This is a genomic window from Nocardioides sp. P4_G4, assembly GCF_056401085.1.
In genome coordinates, this window is record NZ_JBFUKA010000057.1 from 22,293 (window position 1) to 30,836 (window position 8,544).

Annotated in this window: 9 protein-coding genes; 5 read left to right on the forward strand and 4 right to left on the reverse strand. The window is 71.7% G+C overall.

Features of this window, described 5'->3' with window-relative positions:
• Nucleotides 1–81: 81 nt before the first annotated feature.
• Entirely contained in the window at nucleotides 82–705 is a 624-nt protein-coding gene (locus tag AC1DQF_RS14275; protein WP_477525883.1) for a hypothetical protein, read from the forward strand.
• A 25-nt stretch (nucleotides 706–730) separates the two neighbouring features.
• Here AC1DQF_RS14275 and AC1DQF_RS14280 read toward each other — a convergent pair whose 3' ends face one another.
• Complete coding sequence (locus AC1DQF_RS14280) at nucleotides 731–1,369, reverse strand: 2'-5' RNA ligase family protein (RefSeq protein WP_477525884.1); 639 nt, start codon at nucleotides 1,367–1,369, stop codon at nucleotides 731–733.
• Nucleotides 1,370–1,555: 186 nt separating this feature from the next.
• On the opposite strand from AC1DQF_RS14280, the gene AC1DQF_RS14285 reads away from it, so the two are divergent.
• From AC1DQF_RS14285 to prfB, 4 genes are all read left to right on the forward strand, one after another.
• Nucleotides 1,556–2,362, forward strand: a complete 807-nt coding sequence (locus tag AC1DQF_RS14285; RefSeq protein WP_477525885.1) for a hypothetical protein — start codon at nucleotides 1,556–1,558, stop codon at nucleotides 2,360–2,362.
• Between the two features lie 78 nt (nucleotides 2,363–2,440).
• A complete protein-coding gene (locus tag AC1DQF_RS14290) occupies nucleotides 2,441–3,235 on the forward strand; it encodes a hypothetical protein (RefSeq protein WP_477525886.1) in 795 nt (264 codons plus the stop codon).
• A 179-nt stretch (nucleotides 3,236–3,414) separates the two neighbouring features.
• Nucleotides 3,415–4,221 carry a hypothetical protein gene (locus AC1DQF_RS14295; RefSeq protein ID WP_477525887.1) on the forward strand — a complete coding sequence of 269 codons (807 nt, stop codon included), beginning with the start codon at nucleotides 3,415–3,417 and terminating at the stop codon, nucleotides 4,219–4,221.
• 57 nt (nucleotides 4,222–4,278) lie between these two features.
• Entirely contained in the window at nucleotides 4,279–5,394 is a 1,116-nt protein-coding gene (prfB, locus tag AC1DQF_RS14300; RefSeq protein WP_477525888.1) for a peptide chain release factor 2, read from the forward strand.
• A 100-nt stretch (nucleotides 5,395–5,494) separates the two neighbouring features.
• Here the strand turns inward: prfB and AC1DQF_RS14305 are convergent, their stop codons facing one another.
• The 3 genes from AC1DQF_RS14305 to AC1DQF_RS14315 form a co-directional block, all read right to left on the reverse strand.
• The gene (locus AC1DQF_RS14305; protein WP_477525889.1) at nucleotides 5,495–6,526 is read right to left on the reverse strand and encodes an aldo/keto reductase; all 1,032 of its coding nucleotides are present in this window, start codon (nucleotides 6,524–6,526) and stop codon (nucleotides 5,495–5,497) included.
• Nucleotides 6,523–7,893: an LLM class flavin-dependent oxidoreductase gene (locus AC1DQF_RS14310; protein WP_477525890.1), complete on the reverse strand. Its 1,371-nt coding sequence runs from the start codon at nucleotides 7,891–7,893 to the stop codon at nucleotides 6,523–6,525. The genes AC1DQF_RS14305 and AC1DQF_RS14310 overlap by 4 nt, the downstream gene beginning before the upstream one ends.
• Nucleotides 7,890–8,544 (reverse strand): ABC transporter ATP-binding protein (locus AC1DQF_RS14315; RefSeq protein WP_477525891.1); only part of this gene is annotated, 655 nt, incomplete at its 5' end. The genes AC1DQF_RS14315 and AC1DQF_RS14310, both read right to left, overlap by 4 nt.

Consider the following 8,544-nt stretch of genomic DNA (forward strand, 5'->3'; position numbering starts at 1 on the left):
GAGGCGCACCGTCGTGTCGTAGCGGATCCTCGTTGCGCTTCGTCACAGGGCATCTCAGAACGTCGTCACGAAGGAGTGAACATGAGGCAGGACTCGGACACCCATCTGCTCACGCCCGCCCCGGACCGCGGCCTCGTTCGGGCCGTGGCGGCGGCCGCCGTCGTGTTGTGCGCCGTGTTCCTCTCCGGGTCGGCATCCCCGGCGTCGGCCGCGACGTCACGGTCCGGCGTTGCCGCGGTGTGGCAGTTCACGGACGGCTGTGTCGACACCCGCATCAGTCTGGAGTCTCGGACCAGTGGAGGCACGCCCACCACCTACTTCTTCCTCGACCAGGAGCAGACCTGTGATGACCCGAACTCCGTGTCGCCGGTCCTCACCCTCGAAGGTTCGACGACCGATGGGATGCTGCAGACGTCGTCCAACCTCACGGCCCATCTGGTCACGACCGTCCCGGTCAGCTGCTCGGCGTACGCGACCGGGGCCTGCGACCAGGACCCGTACAGCTCGGATTCAGTGTCGCTCGACCTGTCCTGGAGCACGTCCGGCAAGCTCGTCCGCACTCGCGAGGACGGCAGCAACTGCTTCTACCGCTACGGCACCGCGACGGGGTCCGTCCTGCTGGCTGGGGTGAATCTCCTGGGCACCGATGGCACGACTCGTCCCGCCGACACCTCGGAGACCAACGTGCACAGGTGCGTCGGATAGCGCGCGCTGCTGGGACGAGCCGGGATCAGCCGGCGTCCTTGCCGAGCGGGATCGCGGCCACCTCCTGCAGCTCCTTGTCGCTCGGGCCGAAGCCGAGGCGGGCCAGGGTGACGACCCCGACCTGCCACGGAGTCCCGACGAAGCCCTCCAGCCCGGCCACCAGGGTGGCCAGGGCCTCGTCGCTGACCGCCTCGTCCAGCGTCGACACGGGCACCAGGGGCGCGAAGGAGCGGCGGTCCAGCATGAAGCCGGCCCRGCGCGCGGACTCGGTGATCTCCCGGAACAGGGCGCGGAGCCCGTCGACCTCACCCGCGAGGGAGAGGTGGAGCAGCTCGTCCTGCCCGCCCATGTGCGGCTCGCCGGTGAGGTGGACCGTCGGGGCCACCCAGCCGGCGGCGTCGTGCTCGAGGGAGGCGCGCAGCCGCGCCGCTGCCTCCGGCTCCACGAAGCCGAACCGCGCCACGTGCACGGTCATCGCGCCCACGGACAGCGGGGTGAGGCCGGCTACCGCGGCCGTCGACGGCTCGGGACGCGACCGCGACCACGCCCTGCGTCGAGGCGCCACCGCTGCCGGCTCCTCCATGCGTGCGCCGATGTCGGCCAGCAGGCGCGCGACCTCCTCCCGCTGCGCCAGCGGGGGGACGATGACTGCGCTCAGGTACACGGGTGCCTTCCGGAGGCGAGGAACGGGCGGTGCTCGGGACCGAGCATGACAACACCCCGCACCGCCCGGGGCATCTGCGCGCCCGTGTCCGCAACTTTTCCCGAACCCCGCGCATCTCCCTGCCGAACGACGCCCGACCGGGCACCGAGGTCCGGTCGGCACCACAGACAGCACGGGGAGATCCGCATGCACCGCATCACCACCACCATCACCACGCTGGCCACCGCGGCGGCCGTGGTCGCCGGTCCTCTGGCCCTGGCCTCGACCACCGCACAGGCCGCGGACACCACCGAGCGCCGCGCGGCGGCGTACACCGTCAAGGCCAAGGTGAACAAGGACGTCGTGACCGTCGGCGAGGACGTCGTCAAGGTCCGCGGCAAGGTCTCGCCGCGGGCTGCGGGGGCCAAGGTCGTCCTCCAGCAGCGGCTGGAGGGCAGGTCGAAGTGGGCCGTCAGCAGCAAGGGGAAGGTCAAGCGCAACGGCACCTACCTGCTCGAGGACGAGCCCAGCGTGGCCGGCACGCGTGAGTACCGCGTGCTCAAGCCCGCCTCCGACGGCGTGAGGAAGGGGACCAGCAAGGTCCTCGCCGTCGAGGTCTACCGGTGGGAGCTGCTCGGACGCCGGACGCCCGGAGCCGTGGAGAACGTCCACACCCTCACCACGTCCACCATCGGCACCCGGGAGTACTGGCCGAGCCTCGTGGTCACCACTCCGGGCACCGCGGCGTACGTGGAGTACACCCTCGGTCGCCTGTGCACCGACCTGCGCACGACGTACGCCCTCGACGACACGTCGGCGTCCGGCGCCACCGGTGCCGTGAGGCTCATCGTCGACGGCGTGACCAAGGTCGACCAGGGCCTGGCCGTCGGCCAGGTCGTCGAGTCCACCACCGACCTGACCGGCGCGTTCCGCCTGCGCTACGAGCTCACCTCCAGCGCCTCGCCGGTCTCCCGGCCGGTCGTCGCGACCCCCGAGGTGCGCTGCACGAAGTAAGGGGCGCGGCTCGGCGCCGACAGTCCTAGGATCCGAACAAGGCCCGGTCCGGGCCGCCACAGCAACGGGGAGCACTCCATGAACCGTCTCACCACCCTGATCACCGCCGCGGCCGTGATCGCCAGCCCGATGGCCCTCGCGGCCACCACCGCCCACGCCGCGCCCGACAGCGCGCGCAAGCCCGCGGCGTACACCGTCACGGCGAAGGCCAACAAGCAGGTTGTCACCGTCGGGGAGGACGTCGTCAAGGTCCGCGGCAAGGTGACGCCGCGGGCCGCCGGCGACAAGGTCGTCCTCCAGCAGCGCCTGGACGGCCGCAAGAAGTGGTCCGTCAGCGGGGAGGTGAAGATCAAGCGCAACGGCACGTTCGTCGCCACCGACAAGCCCAGCGTCCCCGGCACGCGCCAGTACCGCGTCGTCAAGCCCGCCTCCGACGGTGTGAAGAAGGGGACCAGCGCGATCGTCGACGTCCAGGTCTATGCGTGGCAGAAGCTCGCCCAGCGACCCCGGGGCGCCAACGAGAACATCGCCGTGTCCAGCACCGCACTCATCGGCACCCGGGTCTACCCGTACTCCTTCCAGCCCTTCACCCGTGGTGCGCCGTCGTACGTCGAGTACACGCTGGGACGCCTCTGTACCGGCCTGCGAACGACCTACGCGCTGAGCGACAGCTCGGCCACCGGCGCCTCGGCCCGGATCACGCTCGCCGTCGACGGCGTGCCCACGATCGACCAGGTGCTCGTGGTGGGCCAGGTGGTCGAGTCGACGACCAACCTCACGGGTGCGTTCCGGCTGCGCTACGAGCTCGCCTCCAACGCGAGCCCGGCCAGCTACCCGGTCGTCGCGACCCCCGAGGTCCGCTGCACGAAGTGACTGAAGGACCACGCCGGGAGCGCCACCCACGGGGGTAGGTGTCGCTCCCGGCGTGCCGGGGCGTCGACCGGTGGACGGGACAGCCGGCCGAACGTCCCCGAAGAGACAGGTCTAGCGGCCCGTGACGGCGGGCCCGCGTCGTCCGATACTGGTGGCCGGACCATCAAAGGGAGCACCTCATGGAGCGCACCGCCCGCACCGTCACCGCCCTGCTCGCCGCCGTGACCCTGGTCGCCGGCCCGCTCGCCCTCGCCTCCGGGGCCGCCGCTCCCGACAGCCCTCGCCCGGCGAAGGCCTACAGCGTGACCGCGAAGGTCAACACGCAGGACGTCACCCTCGGCGAGGGCGTCGTCGTCAAGGTCAGCGGCAAGGTGACGCCTCGTGCCGCCGGCAAGAGGGTCTTCCTCGAGCAGCGCCGACCCGGCTCCACGTCCTGGGTCGTGAGCTCCCGGGCGACGATCAAGCACAACGGCACCTACCTGCTCACCGACGAGCCCAGTGCCTTCGGCACCATCCGGTACCGCGTGGTCAAGCTCCGCTCCGGCGGCGTGAGGAAGGGGACCAGCGCGACCCTCGAGGTCCGGACGTACGCATGGCAGAAGCTGGCCCAGCGACCGCGGGGCGCCTACGAGAACATCGCCGTGTCCAGCACCGCCGTCATCGGCGGCCAGCCCTACGCCTACTCCTTCCAGCCCTTCACCCGCGGTGCGCCGTCGTACGTCGAGTACCCGCTGAAGGGCCGCTGCACGGACCTGCGCGCGACGTACGCCATGCACGACAGCTCGGCCCCCGGCTCCTCGTCCCGCATCACGCTTGCCGTGGACGGCGTCGCGAAGGACGACCAGGTGCTCACGGTGGGCCAGGTGGTCGCGTCCACCACCGACCTCACGGGCGCCTCGGTGCTGCGCTACGACCTCTACTCCACCGCGGCCCCGGCGGCCAGCTACCCGGTGGTCGTGGCCCCGGAGGCCCTCTGCACGAAGTGAGCCCAGGAGTGGTTGTCTTTCGACACTCCTCACACCCGCGCCGTAGTGTGGGATCTTGTGGCGAGCACCGATTATGAAGCAGAGATCAAGCAGCTCCAGGCGACCATGAAGACCATCGGCCAGGTCCTGGACCTGGACGGGATGCGCCGGGAGATCGCGGACCTCAGCGAGCAGGTCGCGGCCCCGGACCTGTGGGACGACGTGGAGAGCGCCACCCGGGTCACCGGCCGCCTCTCCGCCCTGCAGGGCGAGCTCGACAAGTTCACCGGCCTCGAGTCGCGCATCGAGGACCTCGCGCTGATGGTCGAGATGGCGCAGGAGGAGGGCGACACCGCCAGCCTCGAGGACTCCGAGCGCGAGCTGGCCCGCATCAAGAAGTCCGTCGAGTCCCTCGAGATCCGCACCCTGCTCAACGGTGAGTACGACGCCCGCGAGGCGCTGGTCAGCATCCGGTCGGGTGCCGGTGGTGTCGACGCCGCCGACTTCGCCGAGACGCTGATGCGCATGTACATGCGCTGGGCCGAGCAGCACAAGTACCCCGTCGAGGTCTACGAGACGTCCTACGCCGAGGAGGCCGGCCTCAAGTCCGCCACCTTCGCCATCCACGCGCCCTACGCCTACGGCACGCTCTCCGTGGAGGCGGGCACCCACCGCCTCGTGCGGATCAGCCCCTTCGACAACCAGGGCCGCCGCCAGACCTCGTTCGCCGCCGTCGAGGTCGTGCCCGTGCTCGAGCAGACCGACGAGATCGAGATCCCCGACGAGGAGATCCGGGTCGACGTCTACCGCTCGGGCGGCCCCGGGGGTCAGTCGGTCAACACGACCGACTCCGCGGTGCGGCTGACCCACATCCCGACCGGCACCGTCGTGAGCTGCCAGAACGAGAAGTCACAGCTGCAGAACAAGGCCTCGGCCATGGTGGTGCTCAAGGCGAAGCTCCTCGCCCTCAAGAAGGCCGAGGAGAAGGCCCACCTCGACGGACTCCGTGGCGACGTCCAGGCCTCGTGGGGCGACCAGATGCGCAACTACGTGCTCAACCCCTACCAGATCGTCAAGGACCTGCGGACCTCCTACGAGTCCGGCAACCCGCAGGCGGTCTTCGACGGCGACATCGACGCCTTCCTCGAGGCCGGCATCCGCTGGCGCCGCGGGGCCGAGAAGGTCGAGGCCTGAGCGAGGTCTGCCTCCCGCGCGCAACTGGCGGCGTACGACGGGTGGATCCAGCGGATCCGTGTCGTACGCCGCCAGTCGGCGTTGCGGGACGAGCCGAGGTTCAGCGACGCCGGCGCTGAGCGGCCTCGGTGAGGGCCGGCGGTGCGTAACCCCGGTCGGCCTCGTTGAGGGTCGTGCCGGGCGGCACGATCTCGTCGATGCGGTCGAGCACGTCGTCGGACAGGTCGATCTTGTCCGCACCCAGCTGCGACTCCAGCTGCTCGAGCGTGCGCGGGCCGATGATCGCCGACGACACGGCCGGGTGCGCGAGCACGAAGCCGAGGGCCAGGTGGATCAGCGACACCCCGGCCTGGTCGGCCAGGTCCTGCAGCGCGTGCACCGCCTCCAGCTTCGCCCGGTTCTCCGGCGACGACGGGTCGTGGCGCGCCGGCTGCCGGGCGGCGCGCGAGGAGACGACCGAGGCGTCCTCGCCCCGGCGGTAGCGACCGGAGAGCCACCCGCCCGCCAGCGGCGACCAGGGCAGGATCCCCAGTCCGTGCCTCTCCGCGGTGGGCAGCAGGTCGCGCTCCACCTCACGGGCCAGGATGCTGTAGGGCGGCTGCTCGGTGACCGGGCGCTCGCGGTGACGCTCCCGGGCCACCCACTGGGCCTCGACGACCTGCGAGGGCAGGAACGTCGACGTACCGATGTAGCGGATCTTGCCGGCGTGCACGAGGTCGGACAACGCACCGAGGGTGTCGTCGATGTCGACCTCCGGGCGCGGGCGGTGCACCTGGTAGAGGTCGATGTGGTCGGTCTGGAGCCGCCGCAGCGAGTCCTCGACGGCGCGGGTGATCCAGCGGCGCGAGTTGCCCGCCATGTTGGGGTCCTCGTCGGACATGGAGCCGTGGAACTTGGTGGCGAGCACGACCTCGTCGCGCCGGCCCTTGAGCGCCTTGCCGACGATCTCCTCCGACTCGCCGCGGGCGTAGACGTCGGCGGTGTCGATGACGTTGATCCCGGCGTCGAGCGCGCGGTGGATGATCCGGACCGACGCGTCGTGGTCCGGGTTGCCCCAGGCGCCGAACATCATCGCGCCGAGGGTCAGCGGGCTGACCCGGACGCCGGTGCGGCCGAGGTTGCGGTAGGTCATGCGATCTCCTGACGGGTGGTGGGGCCGGTTCTGGTGGGGGAGTGCTGGCCGGTCGGCCGGTCCAGGCCGTAGTGCTCGCGCAGCGTCGTGCCGTCGTACGCCGTCCGGAACAGGCCGCGGGCCTGCAGGATCGGTACGACGTGGTCGACGAAGGCCTCGAGTCCCGACGGTAGCGCCGGCGGCATCACGTTGAAGCCGTCGGCGGCACCGCTGGTGAACCACTCCTCGATGGCGTCGGCGACCTGCTCGGGGGTGCCGCTGAAGGTGCGGTGCCCGCGACCGCCCCCGAGGCGGCCGATGAGCTCGCGGACGGTGAGCCGCTCACGGCGGGCCAGCGTCACGATGAGGGTGTAGCGCGACTTGGCGCCCTCGATGTCGTCCTCGGCGGGCAGGTCGTCGGGCAGCTGCTCGTCCAGCGTGAGCCGTTCCGGTGCCACCCGCAGCGTTCGGGCCAGCTGGCGGCGGGCGTAGTCGGGCTGGATGAGCCTGTCGAGCTCCTCCTCCAGGGCCCGGGCCTCGGCCTCGGTCGAGCCGATGGCCGGCACGATCCCCGGCAGCACCAGCAGCTGGTCGGGGTCGCGCCCGAAGGTGGCCGCCCGGGCCTTGATGTCGGCGTAGAACTCCTGGGCGTCCGCCAGCGTCTGCTGGGCGGTGAAGATCGCCTCGGCGTGCCGTGCCGCGAAGTCGCGACCGTCCTGCGACGACCCGGCCTGCACGAGCACCGGGCGGCCCTGGGGCGACCGGGGCAGGTTGAGCGGGCCGGCCACCCGGAAGTGGGTGCCGGTGTGGTGGATCGGCTGCACCAGGTCGGCGTCGCCCCACACACCGGACTCCTTGTCGGCGAGCACGGCGTYGTCGTCCCAGCTGTCCCAGAGCTTGACCGCCACGTCGACGAACTCGTCGGCCCGGCGGTAGCGGGCGGCGTGCGACGGCAGCTCGTCGAGCCCGAAGTTGCGGGCCGCCTCCAGGGTCGCGGTGGTCACGATGTTCCAGCCCGCCCGACCCCCGCTGACGTGGTCGAGGGACGCGAAGCGCCGAGCCAGGTTGAAGGGGTCGTTGTACGACGTCGACGCCGTCGCGATGAGCCCGATCCGGCTGGTCGCCATGGCCATCGCCGTCAGCAGCACCGTCGGCTCGAGGGCGCCCGCGGGACGCCGGCCCACCTCGCCGAAGAGGGCGGGGGAGTCGGCGAAGAACACCGAGTCCATCAGCCCCCGCTCCGCGGTGCGCGCCAGCTCGACGAAGTGCCGCACGTCGGTGTTGGCCCGTGGGTCGCTCTCGGGCAGCCGCCACGACGCCTCGTGGTGACCGGTGCCCATCAGGAACGCGTTGAGGCGCAGCTGTCGGGGTCCGGGCTGTCGGGTCACGAGGCCCTCCTCACGGCGTCGACGCGGAGGTGGTGGTCGTCCTCCACCCCGAGCTCGGACAGCAGCCGGGCGCGCAGGGCGGCGAAGGCCGGGTCGGCCTGGGAGCGCGAGCCGGGCAGCTCGATGCGCAGGTCCGAGGACACGACGCCGTCGTCGAGCACGATCACCCGGTCGGCCAGCACGATCGCCTCGTCGACGTCGTGGGTCACCAGGAGCACCGCGGGCCGGTGGGTCGCGCAGAGCTTGCGGAGCAGCACGTGCATCTTGATCCGGGTCAGCGCGTCGAGCGCCCCGAAGGGCTCGTCGGCGAGCAGCAGCTGGGGCTCGCGCACCAGCGAGCGGGCCAGCGCCGCGCGTTGGGCCTCGCCACCGGACAGCTCGTGGGGCCAGGCCCGCTCGCGGCCGGCGAGGCCGACCTCGGCCAGCGCCTCGGTGCCCCGGGCGGCCGCACCGCGGCGGCCGAGCCCGAGCACCACGTTGTCCAGCACCCGCCGCCACGGCAGCAGCCGCGAGTCCTGGAAGACCACCGACACGTCGTCGGGCACCGAGATGCTGCCGCTGCCGGCCACGTCGCGGTCCAGCCCGGCCAGGGCCCGCAGCAGCGTGGACTTGCCGCTGCCGGAGCGCCCCAGGAGCGCCACGAACTCCCCG

Bases quoted from the DNA above. Each gene is read 5' to 3' on its own strand.
- AC1DQF_RS14275 (WP_477525883.1), top strand. From the start codon at position 82: ATGAGGCAGGACTCGGACACCCATCTGCTCACGCCCGCCCCGGACCGC.
- AC1DQF_RS14285 (WP_477525885.1), top strand. From the start codon at position 1,556: ATGCACCGCATCACCACCACCATCACCACGCTGGCCACCGCGGCGGCC.
- AC1DQF_RS14290 (WP_477525886.1), top strand. From the start codon at position 2,441: ATGAACCGTCTCACCACCCTGATCACCGCCGCGGCCGTGATCGCCAGC.
- AC1DQF_RS14295 (WP_477525887.1), top strand. From the start codon at position 3,415: ATGGAGCGCACCGCCCGCACCGTCACCGCCCTGCTCGCCGCCGTGACC.
- AC1DQF_RS14305 (WP_477525889.1), bottom strand. From the start codon at position 6,526: ATGACCTACCGCAACCTCGGCCGCACCGGCGTCCGGGTCAGCCCGCTG.